13 protein-coding genes and 1 pseudogene are annotated in these 17,296 nt (G+C 50.9%); 5 read left to right on the top strand and 9 right to left on the bottom strand.

All coding sequences use genetic code 11. The features are described 5' to 3' along the window. The first annotated feature begins 3 nt into the window (after window positions 1-3). Both M1D30_RS11750 and M1D30_RS11745 read left to right on the top strand, forming a co-directional pair. The gene (locus M1D30_RS11750; RefSeq protein WP_248504188.1) at window positions 4-1,155 is read left to right on the top strand and encodes an acyltransferase; all 1,152 of its coding nucleotides are present in this window, start codon (window positions 4-6) and stop codon (window positions 1,153-1,155) included. Next, window positions 1,152-1,793: a NigD-like C-terminal domain-containing protein gene (locus tag M1D30_RS11745; protein WP_248504186.1), complete on the top strand. Its 642-nt coding sequence runs from the start codon at window positions 1,152-1,154 to the stop codon at window positions 1,791-1,793. Before M1D30_RS11750 ends, M1D30_RS11745 begins: the two co-directional genes overlap by 4 nt. On the opposite strand, the gene M1D30_RS11740 is transcribed toward M1D30_RS11745, so the two are convergent. From M1D30_RS11740 to proB, 5 genes and pseudogenes are all read right to left on the bottom strand, one after another. Beyond that, complete coding sequence (locus tag M1D30_RS11740; protein ID WP_248504184.1) at window positions 1,794-2,819, bottom strand: low specificity L-threonine aldolase; 1,026 nt, start codon at window positions 2,817-2,819, stop codon at window positions 1,794-1,796. Window positions 2,820-2,826: 7 nt separating this feature from the next. Further along, window positions 2,827-3,819 carry a TerC family protein gene (locus M1D30_RS11735; RefSeq protein ID WP_248504182.1) on the bottom strand — a complete coding sequence of 331 codons (993 nt, stop codon included), beginning with the start codon at window positions 3,817-3,819 and terminating at the stop codon, window positions 2,827-2,829. A 19-nt stretch (window positions 3,820-3,838) separates the two neighbouring features. Further along, on the bottom strand, window positions 3,839-4,804 hold the full coding sequence (locus M1D30_RS11730) for an acetylornithine carbamoyltransferase (protein WP_248504180.1): 966 nt from the start codon (window positions 4,802-4,804) through the stop codon (window positions 3,839-3,841). An 85-nt stretch (window positions 4,805-4,889) separates the two neighbouring features. Next, a complete protein-coding gene (locus tag M1D30_RS11725) occupies window positions 4,890-6,071 on the bottom strand; it encodes a glutamate-5-semialdehyde dehydrogenase (RefSeq protein ID WP_248504178.1) in 1,182 nt (393 codons plus the stop codon). 24 nt (window positions 6,072-6,095) lie between these two features. Beyond that, window positions 6,096-6,860, bottom strand: a pseudogene (proB, locus tag M1D30_RS11720) (glutamate 5-kinase); the annotation flags it as partial. A gap of 111 nt (window positions 6,861-6,971) precedes the next feature. Between proB and M1D30_RS11715 the strand changes: the two are divergent. Next, window positions 6,972-7,880 carry an AEC family transporter gene (locus M1D30_RS11715; protein WP_248504176.1) on the top strand — a complete coding sequence of 303 codons (909 nt, stop codon included), beginning with the start codon at window positions 6,972-6,974 and terminating at the stop codon, window positions 7,878-7,880. Between the two features lie 58 nt (window positions 7,881-7,938). Here the strand turns inward: M1D30_RS11715 and M1D30_RS11710 are convergent, their stop codons facing one another. The 4 genes from M1D30_RS11710 to M1D30_RS11695 are packed head-to-tail and all read right to left on the bottom strand — an operon-like array spanning window position 7,939 to window position 12,096. Continuing rightward, window positions 7,939-9,591, bottom strand: coding sequence for an AMP-binding protein (locus tag M1D30_RS11710; protein WP_248504174.1), 1,653 nt, complete (start codon window positions 9,589-9,591; stop codon window positions 7,939-7,941). A 7-nt stretch (window positions 9,592-9,598) separates the two neighbouring features. Next, window positions 9,599-10,156: a helix-turn-helix domain-containing protein gene (locus tag M1D30_RS11705; protein WP_248504173.1), complete on the bottom strand. Its 558-nt coding sequence runs from the start codon at window positions 10,154-10,156 to the stop codon at window positions 9,599-9,601. A gap of 33 nt (window positions 10,157-10,189) precedes the next feature. Further along, the gene (locus tag M1D30_RS11700) at window positions 10,190-10,972 is read right to left on the bottom strand and encodes a pyrroline-5-carboxylate reductase (RefSeq protein ID WP_248504171.1); all 783 of its coding nucleotides are present in this window, start codon (window positions 10,970-10,972) and stop codon (window positions 10,190-10,192) included. Next, window positions 10,969-12,096 (bottom strand): aspartate aminotransferase family protein, encoded by a 1,128-nt coding sequence (locus tag M1D30_RS11695; RefSeq protein WP_248504169.1) that lies wholly within the window; start codon window positions 12,094-12,096, stop codon window positions 10,969-10,971. Before M1D30_RS11695 ends, M1D30_RS11700 begins: the two co-directional genes overlap by 4 nt. Before the next feature lie 219 nt (window positions 12,097-12,315). Here M1D30_RS11695 and M1D30_RS11690 point away from each other — a divergent pair, with 219 nt between their 5' ends. Continuing rightward, window positions 12,316-15,195, top strand: coding sequence for a M16 family metallopeptidase (locus M1D30_RS11690; RefSeq protein WP_248504167.1), 2,880 nt, complete (start codon window positions 12,316-12,318; stop codon window positions 15,193-15,195). Window positions 15,196-15,694: 499 nt separating this feature from the next. Beyond that, on the top strand, window positions 15,695-17,185 hold the full coding sequence (locus M1D30_RS11685; RefSeq protein WP_248504165.1) for a S41 family peptidase: 1,491 nt from the start codon (window positions 15,695-15,697) through the stop codon (window positions 17,183-17,185). Window positions 17,186-17,296 lie beyond the last annotated feature (111 nt).

The raw sequence follows: 17,296 nt of genomic DNA, 5'->3' as shown, positions 1-17,296 counted from the left end.
CTTATGATTGAGGGCTTAGAGCAGTTTGACGCCATCCGACCCTACGAGCCGGAGGAGATGAGGCAGGCCTTTGAGGATCTGCTGAGCGACCGCCAGTTTAATCTCATTATGAAGGGCTTTGCTCCCTGGCTGCCCAAGTTCGTTCGTAATGGCGTGTTGCGCTTAGCCTTCATGGGCGTGAAGTCGCCTCTGGACTTTCAGATGCGCTTCATGAAGCCTGTGGTAAGATATATCATTCGCAAGCATACTGATGGCTGTGTGTTCCTTCATGAGAACCTGTTGGCCGACAAGCAGACACCACGCTACACCTTTGTGAGTAACCATCGCGACATCGTGCTCGACTCGGCCTTCCTTGACCTGAAACTCATTGAGGCGGGCTATCCCACAACTGTCGAAATTGGTATTGGCGATAATCTGCTTATTTATCCTTGGATTAAGCGTCTGGTACGCATGAACAAAGCCTTCACGGTACGTCGCGGACTGACGCCTAAGGAGATGTTTGCATCGAGTCAGCTGATGAGTCAGTATATCCATTTCGCTGTGACTAAGAAGAAGGAGAATATCTGGATTGCGCAGCGTGAGGGACGTGCCAAGGACTCTGACGACCGTACGCAGGAGTCGGTGTTAAAGATGATGGCGATGGGGGGCGATTTGAAGGAACTGAACATCGTACCACTGACCATCAGCTATGAGTTTGACCCTTGCGACTATCTCAAGGCGCAGGAGTTCCAGCAGAAACGCGATAATCCTGGCTTTAAGAAGAGTAAGCAGGATGACCTGGACAACATGAAGACGGGTATCCTGGGCTATAAGGGTCGTGTGACTTATCACTGTGGCACACCCGTTAACCAATGGCTCGACGAGATGGCTGACATGCCTAAGAACGAGTTCTTCGCTGAGTTGGCGCATCGTATGGACCGCGAGATTCATCGTGGCTATACACTCTATCCTTGTAATTATATTGCGCTCGATGAGTTGAATGGCAACAGGGAGCAAGCTACTCACTATACAGAAGCCGATCGTCAGCGCTTTGAGACCTACCTGGCTGGTCAGTTGGCAAAGATACGCATTGCTAACAAGGATGAGGCTTTCTTGCGCCATAAGATGTTAGAGATGTATGCTAATCCTGTTAGGAATCAGTTTGCTGCCCAATGAGAAACCTGCTCTGTCTGCTGATGGTCTTTGCAGCCGTTGCCTGTACTCAGGATGCTTATGAGAAGGGCGAGGGTGCTTATTCTGAGATGACCGCTCAGTTGGCAGATGCTCATGTGAACAGCGACAAACGTGTGGACTATGTGGATACCGACGAAGGCGAACACCTGATGCTCAGTCAGTCAGCATCCGCCAGGTTCATCACGAAGGCCGACACGACCTACCGAGTGTCTTTCTATTATAAGATGGTGGAAGGGAAGGCGGAACCGTTGTCTATGGGGCGTGTAACGGTTTTCTCGCCACAGGTAATCAAGGCGATGAAGATCGACCCAGTGCGAATGGAGGGCATGTGGATAGGGCGATCGAAGAAGTATCTGAACATGAGCTTCTATGTGATGACGGGCACAACGGGCGATGACGATGTAAAGCAGACGCTAGGATGCCGCCGTGATGGCGTTACAAAGAACGCTGACGGCACGCAGACGCTTCGTCTGACACTTTATCACGATCAGGGTGGTGTGCCGGAGTATTACTCGCAACGTGTTTATGTGAGTATTCCGATACAAGGCATCAAGGTCGACTCTATTTCCCTTCAGGTGAATACTTACGATGGTGAGAAAATATTAAAGGATTGTCTGTGATTACAGGCAATCCTTTAATGTTTTCAGGTCATCGTCGGTGGTGGCCCAGCTGGTGACGAAGCGACAAATCATGTTACGGTCGTCGTAAGGGCCCCAGTGCGTGAACTGTATGTTCTTCTCCAACTGCTGTACTTTCGCATTGGGAATAATCACAAACTGTTGGTTGGTGGGCGAGTCCAAATAGAATTTGTAGCCGGCCTCCTTGAACATTTGTTTCATCTCCATGGCCTTCTCTATGGCATGGCGTGCCAATTTGAAGTAGAGGTCGTCGGTGAACAAGGCCTCGAACTGCAGACCAATGAGTGCACCCTTGGCTATCACGGCGCCGTGCTGCTTCTGAATCGAGAAGAAGTGCTTGTGGGCATTGCCGTGTGTGAACACCACAGCCTCGCCACACAGGGCGCCAATCTTCGTTCCTCCGATATAGAATACATCGCAATGACGTGCCAGATAGGGCAGGGTGATATCACACCCCTCGGCCATCAGACCATAGCCCAGACGGGCTCCGTCTACATAGAGAGGAATATCGAAACTGCGACACACCTGATAGATATCATCAAGCTCGCGTGCTGTATAGAGTGTGCCTAACTCCGTGGGGAAGGTGATATAGACCAGTCCAGGATGAACGGCATGGTTCTTGTTGCCGTCGGCCATGAAGTCGTCAAGATACTTACGCAGAACGCGCGCCTCCATCTTGCCTTGCGTCTCGGGCAGGGTGATAATCTTATGCTCTGTAAACTCCACGGCACCAGCTTCGTGCACGTTGATATGGCCAGTACCCACGCAGATCACACCCTCATACTGATAGAGCATCGAGTCGATGGTGGTGGCATTGGTCTGTGTGCCGCCGGTCAGGAAGAATATCTGTGCATCGGGCAGTCCGCAGGCCTGACGAATACGTCGCTTGGCGCGCTCCGAGAACTCGTCGAAGCCGTAGGGTGTGGGACGGGCGTTGTTGTGTTTTACTAAGGCGTCAATCACCAATGGGTGGGCGCCGTTATCATAGTCACATTCAAATGAAATCATTTTCTAATTAGTTCTTATTTGGTTTTGATATAAGGTATGAGAGTCCCATAGATAGTATCAATGTGCCGAAGATGAACGCCAGCGACCATATCGTGGGAATCTCAATATGAGGCATGTGCAGGTCGAAGCCCAGCCAGGCGGCTCCCATGTTGATATACTCGTTCATGGCCAAGAGCATCTTGACGCCCACAAAGATGAGGATGATGCCTAAGCCATACTTCAGATAGGTGAAGTACTTGGCCACGGCTGCCAGTGCGAAGTATAGCGCACGCAGACCCAGAATGGCGAAGATGTTCGAGGTGAGCACGATAAACGGGTCGCGACTCACAGAGAACACTGCAGGGATGGAGTCGACGGCGAAGGCCACGTCGGTGGTTTCGATAACCAGCAGCGTGATGAACAGCGGCGTGGCCAGTCGTTTGGTGCCCTGCTTGATGAAGAACTTCTCACCGTGCATCTGGTCGGTGACGGGGAAGAACTTCTTAAACAGGCGCACAATGATGTTTTGCGATGGATCGCTCTCTGCTTCCTCGCTATGGCTGAACATCTTACTGCCAGTGTAGAGCAGGAACAAGCCAAAAAGACCCAGTACCCACTCGAACTGCTCTACCATTGCTGCGCCAGCAAAGATAAAGATGCTGCGCAGGACCAAGGCACCGAAGATGCCCCAGAACAGTACTTCGTGCTGGTATTTGCGTTCAACACCGAAGAAAGAGAACAGCATGAGGAACACGAAGAGGTTGTCCATCGAGAGCGATTTCTCGATGAGATAGCCTGCCAGAAACTCCATTGCCTTCTCGTGAGGCTCTACGGGATAGAGCAGATAGATGCCAGCACAAAATACGAGTGAAACGCCAATCCAGACGCCCGTCATCTTCAGGGCTTCCTTGATGCTCACCTCATGCTCGCCTTTTTTGCCGAACATCTTCAGGTCGGCAATCAGCATAATGAAAACCAAGACGTAGAACAGAAGCCACGCCCAAAGTGGAAGAATGTCCATATCGTTCAGATGATAATGTTTAGAGTGTCTCCAGCATTCGCTTGAGTACTACCGAGCATGATATCTCGCGGTTGGCTGCCTCAGGAATGACTAGCGAGTTCTTTGACTCAATCACATCGTCGGTCACGATGAGGTTACGGCGCACAGGCAGACAGTGCATGAACTTACCATTATTGGTCCACGACATATGCTCTGTATCCACCGTCCATGAACGGTCCTCACAGGTAATCTTGCCATAGTCGGCAGGGTTCGTCACACCAGGGTTACTCCAGTTCTTGGCGTAGATGAAGTCAGCCCCCTCGAAGGCTTTTCTCTGGTCGTACTCCACACGGGCATTGCCCACGAACTTCGGATCGAGCTCGTAGCCCTTAGGATGCGTAATTACCAGGTCCACATCCTCAGCAGCGTTCATCCATTCAGCGAACGAGTTGGGCACGGCCTGAGGCAGAGCGCGGCAATGAGGCGCCCAGGTCAATACAACCTTAGGCTTCTTTACCGTCTTATGCTCTTCGATGGTGATGAGGTCGGCAAAGGCCTGCAGGGGGTGTACTGTGGCAGTCTCCATGGCGAAGACAGGCTTGCCGCTATACTTGATAAACTGGTGCAGTACCGTCTCGGCATAGTCGTACTCACGGTCGGTGAGTCCTGCAAACGAGCGTACACCAATCAGGTCGCAGTAGCATCCCATCACGGGAATAGCCTCGAGCAGGTGCTCACTCTTGTCGCCGTCCATGATGACGCCACGTTCCGTCTCCAACTTCCAGGCGCCAGCGTTCACGTCGAGCACGATGACGTTCATGCCCAGGTTCATGGCAGCCTTCTGTGTAGAGAGGCGGGTGCGCAGACTATTATTGAAGAAGATCATCATCAGGGTCTTGTTCTTGCCCAGATGCTGATACTTAAAACGGTCGTTCTTAATCTCAAATGCTTCGGCCATGGCCTTTTCCAGCGGGCCAAGGTCCTGTACATTAATAAATGATTTCATATCTTTTTTGTTTTTTACTATCTTCTTTTAGTCGCTACGCTTTGTAAAAGCGCTAAAGCGACTCCCTTTTTACCCTTTTTCCTTTTTATGCACGTATTTGTCCTTCGCCCTCAATGAGCCACTTGTAGGTACAGATCTCCTCAAGCGCCATAGGACCGCGAGGACCCAGCTTCTGGGTGCTGATGCCAATCTCGGCGCCAAGACCGAACTGTGCGCCATCAGTAAACGAGGTGGGCGCGTTCCAATAGACGCAAGCCGCATCAACATGAGCTTGGAACGTGCGAGCTGTCTGCTCGTTCTGCGTGATGATGGCCTCGCTGTGTCCGCTGCCGTGCTGGTCGATGTGGGCCAGTGCCTCTTCGAGCGACGATACAGTGACTACATTCATCTTGTAGTCCATGAACTCCGTGTCATACAGGCTTTCGTCGTTATAGTAGAACGTAACTTTTCCCTGCATCGGTGCCAGCAGTTGGGGGATGTCGGCCTCACGGTCCTTGTGGACGAGCAGCGTGTCGAGCGCATTGCAAACGCTGACGCGACGCGTCTTGGCGTTGTTGATGATGGCCTTTCCCATCTCCAGGTCGCCCTCCTTATCGAAGTACGTGTGTACCACACCGGCTCCTGTCTCGATGACAGGCACACGGGCTGTGTCGCGAACAAAGTCGATGAGTTTTCTACCACCGCGAGGAATGCACAGGTCAATATAGCCCACAGCATTCAGCATCTCGCCCGTAGCCTCATGGGTAGCGGGCAGCAATGCCACCACATCCTTTGATACGCCAAACCTTTCCAGTACCTCGTGAATCAGTGCCACCTCCTCGCGATTCGAGTTGTCGGCATCCTTGCCACCTTTCAGCACGCAGGCGTTGCCACTCTTGAAGCAAAGTGAAAAAACGTCGAACGTGACGTTAGGTCGAGCCTCATAGATCATGCCGATGACGCCGAAGGGTACAGACACACGACAGAGGCGCAAGCCGTTGGGCAGCGTTTTCTGTTTGGTGATATGACCAAGTGGGGTGGGCAGGGTGGCCACATTACGCATGTCGCCAGCAATACCTTCCAGTCTGCTTGCAGTCAGTTGCAGTCGGTCGTAGAGAGGGTTAGACTTGTCCATCTTGGCCAGGTCCTCAGCGTTGGCCTTCAGGATACGCTCCTGTTGGTCGATAATGGCGTCGGCCACGGCCAGCAGTATCTCGTTGCGTTGCTGGTCGCTCAGCAGTGCCAGACTCTTGCTGGCCCGTTTGGTCTTTACGAATAGTTCGTTCATGTTGTTTCAGTCTTAATGTTCTGTCGGTAGAAATTCTGTGTGTGGTGTGGTTGCCCTGCGTTCCATCAGATCCACCAGGATGTTCTCTCGTTCGCCGTTGGCAATAATCACTCGGATGCCAGCCTGTGACACCTTCGATGCTGTGGTATATTTAGAGTGCATTCCACCACGGCCAAAGGCACTTTTCTCGGCCTTGATGTATTGCGAGAGGTCGCGCCCAGGTTCCACCTGAGGGATAATCTTTGAGGCAGGGTCGTCAGGATGACCGTCATAGATGCCGTCGATATTTGAGAGAAGAATCAGCGTGTCGGCGTTCATCATCTGGGCGATGAGGCCGCTTAGTTCGTCGTTATCAGTAAACATCAGCTCAGTTACAGAAACCGTGTCGTTCTCGTTGACGATGGGCAGCACGTCGTTCTCCAGCATCACCTTCATACAAGCCTGCTGGTTTTGGTATTGCTCGCCTGGCTCAAAGTTCTCTTTCATGGTGAGCACCTGACCCACGTGAATGCCGAACTCGCGAAACAGGTCGTAGTAAAGACCTACCAGTTTCACCTGTCCCACAGCCGAGAAAAGCTGGCGCTGTTCCACACTGTCGAGCGAGTGGTCCACGGTCAGTTCTCTGCGTCCGCAGGCCACAGCACCTGATGATACGAGAACCACCTCGATATCCTGTTTGCGCAGCCATGCAATCTGGTCTACAAGGGCCGACATACGGGTCACGTCGAGCTTACCGTCTTTGCGTGTCAGAACGTTTGACCCCACCTTGATGACGATTCTTTTCTTCATGATTTTCTACTTTCTCCGATAAAACACATAAACTGCTGCAAATTTACGAAAAATAAATTGTAATTTTGCATCCAATTTAGTTAAATTGAGAAAAAGAAGCACTTTTGTAAGATGATTACTGTGATGGCTACACTTTTTGTCATTGTCATTGTGGGATACATGGCAGGCAAACTGGGATATATGGGAGGAGATTTTGATAGAAAACTGTCGAGTCTGGTGCTCAACTGGACCTGTCCGGCGTTGATTCTCTCGTCGGCCATGACGGGCGAACTGCCCGACCGTCGTTTCATCCTGCCGCTCCTTGCCATCAGCGTGGTGACCTATGTGGTACTCACGGGCGTGGCCTTCTGGCTGCCCCGTTTCCTGACCAAACGAAAGGAAGACGAGGGTGTGGTGGGTTTCGCCATGATGTTTGGAAACGTAGGGTTCATGGGCTATCCCGTGGTGGCCAGCATCTTTGGTCATGAAGCCGTCTTTTATGCCGCCGTGCTCAATGTGGTCAACACATTTGCCGTCTTTACTGTTGGAACGGTGCTCGTAACAGGTAAAACCGAAGTCGAGGGCCCTCGCTTCCAGAAGAAAGTGCTCTATGGCTCGCCCATGCTGTCAGCCTATCTCACCATGCTCATTGTGGCGTTGCAAATAGAAAACATCCCAGCCTTTATCAGTCAGCCACTCACCATGATAGGCAACATCACCGTGCCTGCGGCCCTGCTCATCATTGGCTCCAGCATGTCGCAACTGCCACTCAAGGCGCTGATGGGCAACACCACCGTCTATGTAACCACCGTGATGCGACTGGCCGTGGTGCCCATTGCCATGTATTTCCTGTGCATGCTGTTGGGCTTCGATCCCTATGTGGTGAACATCAATACCGTGGTCATCGCCATGCCTGTGGCCACCTATGGCACCATCCTCTGCCTGAAATATGGGCGCGACACCTCGTTGATGGCCGAAGTAACCTTCATCACCACACTCCTGTCGATGATAACCATCCCACTCTTGGTGATGATGTTCTGAAACACAAGAAAGGACTGCATGCTGGCAGTCCTTTCTTTGTATCATCTTGTTTCCCGCTTTATTTCTCAGCGTCTTTCTTACGAATCTCCACGCGACGGATCTTTCCACTGATGGTCTTGGGTAGCTCGTCGACAAACTCCACAATACGAGGGTACTTATAAGGAGCCGTCTCCTTCTTGACGTGCTGCTGCAGTTCCTTCACCAGGTCGTCGCCAGCCTTGTCCTTCCATTCCTTGCCCAGTACCACAGTAGCCTTCACCACCATGCCGCGGATGTCGTCGGGCACACCAGTGATGGCACATTCAACCACAGCGGGGTGGGTCATCAGTGCGCTCTCCACCTCGAACGGGCCGATGCGATAGCCAGACGACTTGATCACATCGTCAATACGACCCTCGAACCAGTAGTAGCCGTCCTCATCGCGCCAAGCCATGTCGCCAGTGTGATAGATGCCGTCGTGCCAAGCCTCGCGCGTCTTCTCCTCGTCGCGATAGTAGCCCTTGAACAGACCGATAGGCTTCTTGTCACCCACGCGCACCACAATCTCGCCCTTCTCACCGTCCTCACAGCTGGTGCCGTCGGCACGCAGCAAGTCGATGTTGTACTGTGCATTGGGAATACCCATTGAGCCGGGCTTTGGCGTCATCCAGGGGAAGGTGCCCAGCGTCATGGTGGTCTCAGTCTGGCCGAAGCCCTCCATCATGCGGATGCCAGTCTTCTCGAGGAACTTATCATAGACAGCGGGGTTCAGAGCCTCACCAGCCGTGCAGCAATACTGCAGACTACTCAGGTCGTACTTGCTCAGGTCCTCGCGAATCATGAAGCGATAGATGGTGGGAGGTGCGCAGAAACTTGTCACCTTGTATTTCTCCATCTGGCGCAGCAGGGTGTCGGCATTGAACTTCTCGTGGTCGAACACGAACACCGTGGCGCCAGCAAACCACTGGCCATAGAACTTACCCCATACAGCCTTACCCCAGCCAGTGTCGGCCACGGTGAGGTGCAGCGAACCCTCGTGCAGGTTGTGCCAGAACACACCTGTGGTCAGGTGTCCCATGGCATAGAGGTAGTCGTGTGCCACCATCTTGGGCTCGCCACTCGTACCACTTGTGAAGTACATGATCATCGTGTCCTCGTTGTTGTTGACGAAGGCAGGACGCTCAAACTTAGGAGCCTGCTGCCATTCGGCCTTCCAGTTGTGGAAACCTTCCTCGTCGCGCAAGGTGATATAATGCTTCACCGTGGGACTCTCAGGCATGGCTAGCTTAATCTGACTGATGATATAGTCGTCGTCGGCACAGATGATGGCCTTCACAGAGGCACGCTGATTGCGATAGACGTAGTCGTGCTTGGTCAGCATGTGGGTGGCAGGAATCACGATGGCACCAATCTTACACAGGGCCAGCATGATGATCCACCACTCGTAGTGACGCTTCAGGATCAGCATCACAGGGTCGCCCTTGCCAATGCCCAGCGACTGCAGGTAGGCTGCAGCCTGGTCGCTCTGCTCTTTCAGTTGTGCGTATGTGGCGCGAATCTCTTTGCCTTGGTCGTTGGTCCAAAGCAGGGCAAGTTTCTCTGGAGCTTCTTCAGCCCATGCGTCCATCACGTCGTAGGCAAAGTTAAAGTGCTCTGGAACGATAAACTCCAGGTTCTTATTGTAATCCTCTACAGACTCGAAATGCGTCTGCTTTAAAAATCTTTCTATCATGTCTAGTTTATTCTACTGTAAATGCTAAGAATTTCACGGGTTTGTTGCCTACGGCCAGCATGCCGTGGGGCTTGGTAGAGTCGAAATAAATGCTGTCGCCCTCTTCCAGTACGATGGTCTTGCCTGCAATATAGAGTTCCATTTTACCCTCCAACACGAGGTTGAATTCCTGGCCGGCATGTGTGTTCTTATAAATGGTGTGAGCCTCAGGCTTAGGCTCTACGGTGACGATAAATACGTCGGCCTTGTGATTCACGAAGCCGCCCACCAGACTCTGATACTTATAGGCCTTGGTGCGCTCAATGCTCATACCCTGTCCCTTGCGTGTCACATAGTATGACTTCATGTGAGGTGCCTCGGCAAAGATCAATTCTTCTGTCGATACGCCATACTTCTTGGCAATCTTCATCAGGTTCGAAATGGTGATGTCCACCTCGCCAGCCTCAATCTTTTCATACTTCTCCGATGAGATGCCAATCGTGTCGGCCATCTCGCTCACGGGGATGTCGAGTACGTCGCGCAGTCCTTTCAGACGCTCGCCAATCTGTTTCAGTTGTTCGTCCATTTTGTGTTTATTTTGTTATGGAATGATACATGTTTATTTTGCGCCAGCCTTCAATCCGCGGATTACGGCCGAGGTAAAGCCAGCATGCTCCATCTCGTTCAAGCCCTTGATGGTCACGCCACCAGGTGTGGTCACCAGATCGATGGCAGCCTCAGGATGCAGTCCGCTGGCCTCCAGCAGTTTCACGGCACCCAGCATAGTTTGCATCACAATCTCCTTGGCCTGGTCGGCCTTGAAGCCCAGTTCCACGCCGCCTTCCGAGGCAGCGCGCACATAGCGCATGGCATAGGCAATACCACAAGAGGCGAGGGTAGTGCCTGCGGCGAGGTGTGCCTCGTCAGTGAGGATGGTGTTGCCCATGGCGTCGAAGATGGCCTTCACCATTTCTGTCTGGCGCTGTGACGCAGCGCCACAGTCAACGAGAAACGTCATGGATGCCAGTTCAGCGATGGCGATGTTGGGGATGCAGAGGAACAGCGGTGGACAATATTCACCCAACCATTCCTTGATGCTCTCAGACTTTACGCCAGCGGCGATGACAACGAGAATCTGCTTTTCAGGGTTCAGACTCTCCTTGATGCCTTTCAGAACCGTCTCCACCAGCCATGGCTTGACGAATACCATCACCATGTCGGCCTCCTTGGCGGCCAGTGCGTTGTCGGTGGTGGTGCGGATGCCCTGTTCTGAGAATTTCTTGGTGACGGCCTCAGAGGGGTCGCTCACCACGATGCTGTTGTTGTCGAAGTAGTCGGCCTTGATCATGCCTTCTACGGTGGCACCGCCCATAGCGCCGGCACCTATTACTGATATTTTCATAATGCTTTCTGTAAACGTTCAACGAATTCGTCGGCCATCTCCTTGGTGAAGGTCAACGGTGGCAGCAGGCGAAGTACATTCTCGCCTGAGCAGCCTGTGAAGACGTGCTGCTCGTAGACCAAGCGCTGGCGTACGGGTTTCTGTGGGGTGTAGAGCTCGATGCCAATCATCAGACCACGGCCACGCACCTCTTTAATCTTGTCGTTCTTCAGGTTGCGAATCTTGTCCATCAGGTAGTCGCCCACCTCGCGAGCGTTCTCCACCAGGTTCTCCTGTTCCATCACGTCGATGACAGACAATGCGGCTGTGCAGGCCAGATGGTTGCCGCCAAAAGTGGTGCCCAACTGTCCGTAGACAGCCTCAAACTCAGGCGAGATGAGTACGGCACTCATGGGAAAACCATTGCCGATTCCCTTGGCTACGGTGATGATGTCGGGCTTGATGCCCAGCCACTGGTGGGCAAAGAACTTACCGCTGCGTCCGTAGCCACACTGAATCTCGTCGCAGATGAGCACGGCACCATAGCGCTTGCAGGCGTAGGCCAGCTTCTGAGCAAACTCAGGTGTAGCCATCTGGATGCCGCCCACACCCTGGATGCACTCCAGAATGACGGCAGCAATGCCACCACGGGTCAACTCGCGTACCCACGGCTCAATATCGTTGAGGGGCAGGAAGCGCACATGATGATTATCGTTGATGGGGGCCACAATCTTGGGGTTGTTGGTTACCTCGACAGCCAGAGACGTGCGTCCGTGGAAAGCCTTTTCGCACGACAGCACGCGAATGTTGCCCGTCTTAAACGACGCTAGCTTCAGCGCGTTCTCGTTGGCCTCGGCACCGCTGTTCACCAAGAATAGCTGATAGTCCTCATAACCAGAAATCTTGCCCAGTCGCTCTGCCAGTTCCACCTGCAACTTGTTCTGCACGGAGTTACTGTAGAATCCCAGTGTCTGCAACTGACCATTCAACTTCTCCACATAGTGGGGGTGACAATGTCCGATGGAAATGACGGCGTGTCCGCCGTAGAGGTCCAGATACTCCTGACCTTTATCGTCCCATACCTTACAACCTTGGCCCTTGACGATGTTGACGTCGAAAAGGGGATAGACATCGAATAGTTTCATCTTTGCGCTAATCTTTCTTATATAATCGACTGCAAAGTTACGAAAAAGGGGCGATATAATGCAAGAAACCCAAGTTTTTTTTGCATTTTAATGCTGTTGCTGCATAATTATACAAGAAATGTTTGATAACGCCTTTCTTTTTTCATTTTTTTCTTGAGATTGTGAATAAAAACACGTATCTTTGCATCCCAGAAACTAAAAACGTAAATCATTAAACGCATGAAAAGATTCTTTCTGGCGATGGCTGCCTCGCTGTGCTGCGTGGCACTTTTCGCTCAAGCGGAGGACCATAACCCTTCTGACTCAAAACAACGCAACGACTCGTTGCTGATGGCTCATCTGGATATCATTGAACAGCAGGAGATACCTCTCGACACCACTGTCAGGCAAGGCGTTCTGAAGAATGGCCTCACCTATTATGTGCGTCGATGCACACAGTCAGACAAAAAGGTAGATTTCACTTTTCTGGTGAAGGGAGGATGCATCATCGAGAAGGATAATGAACGCGGCGTGGCCCATTTTGTGGAGCACATGGTGTTTAATGGTACGAAACACTTCCCTGGTCAGGAGGCGATCGCCTTTATGGGAAGATGTGGCTTGAAGTTCGGACATGATAGCAATGCCTTTACAGACTATACCAACGTGCGCTATCTCCTCAATTCCATGCCTAATGATGAGCTGGTGGTTGACTCATGTCTCCTTCTGATGCGAGATTGGGCCAGCGATGCCACGATGGATGACGCTGCCATTGAGAGTGAACGCAACGTGATTGTGGAGGAATGGCGTGGCAGAACCTCAAAGGCTTATCAAATGAGTATCGTCAATGAAATTCTCAATACGCCCTGTTATGTTGATTGGACGCCCATTGGTGATATGGATGTCGTGAAGAACTGCTCGCCCAAGACCATTCGTGACTTCTACAAGCGTTGGTATCAGCCACAAAACCAGGCTGTGGTTGTGGTGGGAGACATTGATGCCGACGAGGTGGTGGCGAAGATCAAGAAGCTGTTTGGCAACCTGAAGCGAGGCAAGAACGTGGTTCCTCCTTCTCCTGCGCTTCATGATGAAGAGTCACCCCGTATCCGCTTCTTTTCAAACGCGACCTCGCCCTATCACTTCAGCGCGATGATGATGCGACTGCCTGCTGACGATGCTGCGAAAGAGAATACCGTTGGCGCGTTGAGGTCGGAGCAGGTATATAACCATCTGAGTGGGTTGATGCTCAATCAACTCAATGGCATGAAAGACAAGAATACTGTCTATGCGGCTTCGGCGATGGCAAAACCCGTCGAAGTGAAAGGCATCGAGACGATGATATTCGAGTTGGGCTCGAAGCCGGACGACTGGAAAAAGGCGCTTGAGAAGTTGGCCAAGCGCGTGGAGTATGTTCGCAGAAAAGGGTTCACGGACGACGATAAGGTGAAGTTTGCTGAGCACCCTAAGTATAATGATGACTTTACGGCTATCGACTTTGCCGACACGACAGCTGTTGACAAAGTGGGGGCTCGCTCATCGTGGACAACCTTGATAACCAATAGTTTCTTTCATGGCACCAAGCTCCTGGATATGAAGAGCACAGAGGCCAGTAGGGAACACATTCGCAGCACCATCACAAAGGAGCAGTTGAGCGATGCGTTCAGAAAACTGGTTAGTGGAAGGAATATGGCTATTGTCGAGACGTTTCCTGAAGGCGTGGCCTTCCCAACAGAGAAGGAGGTGGCGGACATCCTGAAGCGCGTGAAGCAGATGAAGGATGAGGAACTGGCGGAAGCAACTGTGGAGGCGCCTAAGAAACTGGAGTCGCTCCATGTGGATAGCGTTGACATCAATCCGACACCAGGCACCATAAGGAAAACCACCGTTCTCAACGATAGTATTAGCGAGGTGCTTCTGTCGAATGGCGTGAAGGTGGTGTTCTGGAAAAAGAAGCTCCATCATAATGGTGTCAAGATGAAGCTGGACCGTCCTATGGGTTACTCGGCACTTAGCGATGAAGATTTCCAATACAGCAAGATGCTGAGTTGCAGAAGAAAATATAAATACCAGGCAAGCACTCATGCGTTTGTCCTCGCTAGGCCGTTTGACGACGTCTTTGATTTGTTTTGCAGTTCAGCAGAGAAGGATGAGGCGTATTGGACAGACATCGAGCAGGCGTTGAAGATGTTCTATGCCTCGTTGACAACAACAGAGGTTGACTCCGTCGCAGCATCTGAGATTATCACCACTTTACAGAATGTCGCCACGCAGAGTAGCGTCGCTTCCGTTCAGGCAGCTAATCGCCTCAATTGCCTGCCCTTTGAATCAAGCAAGCGACTCATGCCGCCTACGGTGGAAGAGGCAGGGAGATTATCGGTGGAACGCCTCAGGGAACTGGTGAAGGACTATTATTCTAACTTCAACGGTACGCTGTTCCTCGTTTGTGGTGATGTGAATCAAGACTCCATCATGCCCTTGGTTCTGAAGTATATCGGCTCACTGCCTTCGAAGCCTGAACCAGTGAAGCGCCTGGTGTGGAGTGCTGACCATTATAAGACAACCAACACGACTGCTGTGGAGAAGTTTAGTAATCCGTCGCCGCTTTGTGTCACAGCTCTTTACTATACTTGGGAGAAGGGTTTCCAGTTGAATCAGGATGTGCGCGCGCTGAACCATGCGCTGCAAAGTGTGATTAGTGAACTCCTGATGAACAGAATCCGAGTGCAACATGGTGATGTCTATACGCCGGTGTGTCAGGTGGTGGACGACCTGTTGCCTGTTCCTCGCATGAGATGCGCCATTTCCTATACTTGCAATCCCACCCAGCGTGAACGCATTGCCCAGGACGTGAAGCAACTCGTCAACGAAATGGCTGAGGGCAACCTGATTACGCAGGAACTTGTTGATAACTACATCAAGAATCGTGAGAGTGCTAGAAAGCCTTATGAGGATGGTGTTGACGGACCTTGCTCTGACTATATCGAGCGCGAACTCAATGGCGTCTTATTGAAAAACGACGATCTGACCTGCGATAAGAAGGTCACACCGTCGTCTTTGAAGGATCATCTGAAGCAGTTGCTCAAGAAGGGCAACTTGCATGTGGGCTATTTGACCACGGAATGATACGACTTCGTTTGTTGCTTGTTTGGGGGTGGCGCAGTGTGGTAATGTCAAAAAATACTGCCGAAAAACAGGGTCCTGAAAAAATGCAAACTAGAACGAAAAAATGGGGCTTTTTGCCCCTTTTTTATACCCCTATCGATTTTAGGTTGCAACGGAGGCTGTTTTACGATGCAACTCATGCTGTTTTACCATGCAAAACAGGCTCCGTTGCAGTGTAACTCAGGCTCCGTTACAACCTAAACGAATATTCGATTGCGTTCTAAATCTTTACACTTTTCGAGCTAATTTCGTAAGCCCCTCATTTTCAGTAATTTACGAACGTGCTCATATTTCGCCTGTACGCACAGAAAAAATTTTTGGCTCAGAATTTTTAAATCTCAGAGGTGCTATTGTAAAGATTATTCGTTAATTTAGCTTAAAAGAACCGTCATGGATGACTGTCGAATGAGAATTAGTTGTATATTTGCAACAGAATTCTTTAACCAATGATTTAGCAAAAATGCAAAACAGATTTTTTGAATACGCTCGCAGAATCGTGTTATGCTCCTCTCTGCTGTTCGCCCTTCAAACAACGGCGCAAACGGTCGTCACCTATCATAACAAGGTCATAGAGGAAAGTAAGGATTACGTGAAGGGCAACGATTATCAGAAGGATTTTCTGCTTTTCATGGATATGCTCCAGACCACGCATCCTGCCTTTGAAAAAGGGACTCCCATCAATGTAAAGAAGGCGTTGAAGCAGGGGTATAAACGTTGTGGAAAGTGTGAGAGTGAGCAGGCTTTCGTCTATACTTTGCAGCAAGTTGCAGCCAAGTTGCATGATGGGCATACGGGTTTGCAAAACGCAGCTAGTTCGGATCTGTACTATCCCATGCGTTTCTATATTGATGATAAGGGGATGTATCTGGATGCTGTGCTGAAAAGTATGGAATCATCGTTGGGAAAACAGGTTCTGAAGATTAATGGAAAGGATATGTTGTTCATCTATGACCAGTTCAGGGACTTCTTCAGTACGACTAACGACGTGGACTACAAGAAGACGTTCAAGCAATTCTCAAATGCTTTCTATCTATGGAAGGAACTGGGACTCTGTGAGTCTGACTCATCCATAACGCTGTCTTTTTCGGATGGCAACACACTGAAAATGAAACCCATCAAAATCCAGAACAAGGATATCTGTGGGGTGGAAAACAAGTCGCAGGTTCAACAGATGAGGCTGCGTGCAGGTGGAATGCCTTTCTCGTTTCAGATACTCGACGGAGGGGTGTGCTATATGTTGTTTGACCAGTGTGCCGATCGCAACACTCTTAGACAGCAGTATCTGCCTCAGGTGGCTGGCAATGAAAAGTTGCTTGCGCGATTGGAGCAACAGCTGAAGCGTATCCCCGTCTTCACAGAATTTCTTGATTCTATGTTCCAGACCATGGCGAAGCAGGACGTTAAGACGCTTGTTGTGGATGTAAGGGAGAACTCTGGTGGCAATAGTGCACTGTGTGACGAACTGCTAGGCAGACTTAAGTCAGCCATCGTGGGTCCAAGAGTATCTGTACGTCCCTCTCAGATGGCAGAAGCATACTATCAGGCCATAGGTCTTGACAAATCCCTATTGTATAGTGCAACGGATGCTCATAGTCAGTTGCAGGGATCAGCGTCACCGTTTCTGGGCAACGTCATCTTTATCCAAGGCGAGCGTACTTTTAGTAGCGCAGGACTGCTGATGACGATGGCTATCGACAATAATATTGGCATCGCCATTGGCGAACCGGCTTCTTACGCTGCCACCCATTATGGTGACATGATATCCTGGAGCCTGCCTAACACTCAGACCAAAGGTTATATCTCTCATAAATGCTTTGTTCGTCCAGACGAGACAAAGGGCCAGGATGTTCCTTTGGCAAAAACCCTTTCCACCTCCTTCCAAGACTACCAGAAGGGCATAGATCCCTGCTTTAACTGGGTGATGGAGAATTATGGAAGCGCTAGGAAATAATTATCAATCAGCGGTTTGTTTACTCATTGTTTACTCATTGTTTAGTTTCTGTTTAATTGTTTTCTTTCTGAAAATTTGGAGACAAAGAAATTAGGAATTACCTTTGTAGCG

This window comes from Prevotella sp. E15-22 (assembly GCF_023204875.1).
Taxonomy (GTDB): Bacteria; Bacteroidota; Bacteroidia; order Bacteroidales; family Bacteroidaceae; genus Prevotella.
The sequence above is the reverse complement of the archived record's forward strand: the minus strand, read 5'-3'. Positions and strand labels throughout refer to the sequence as shown.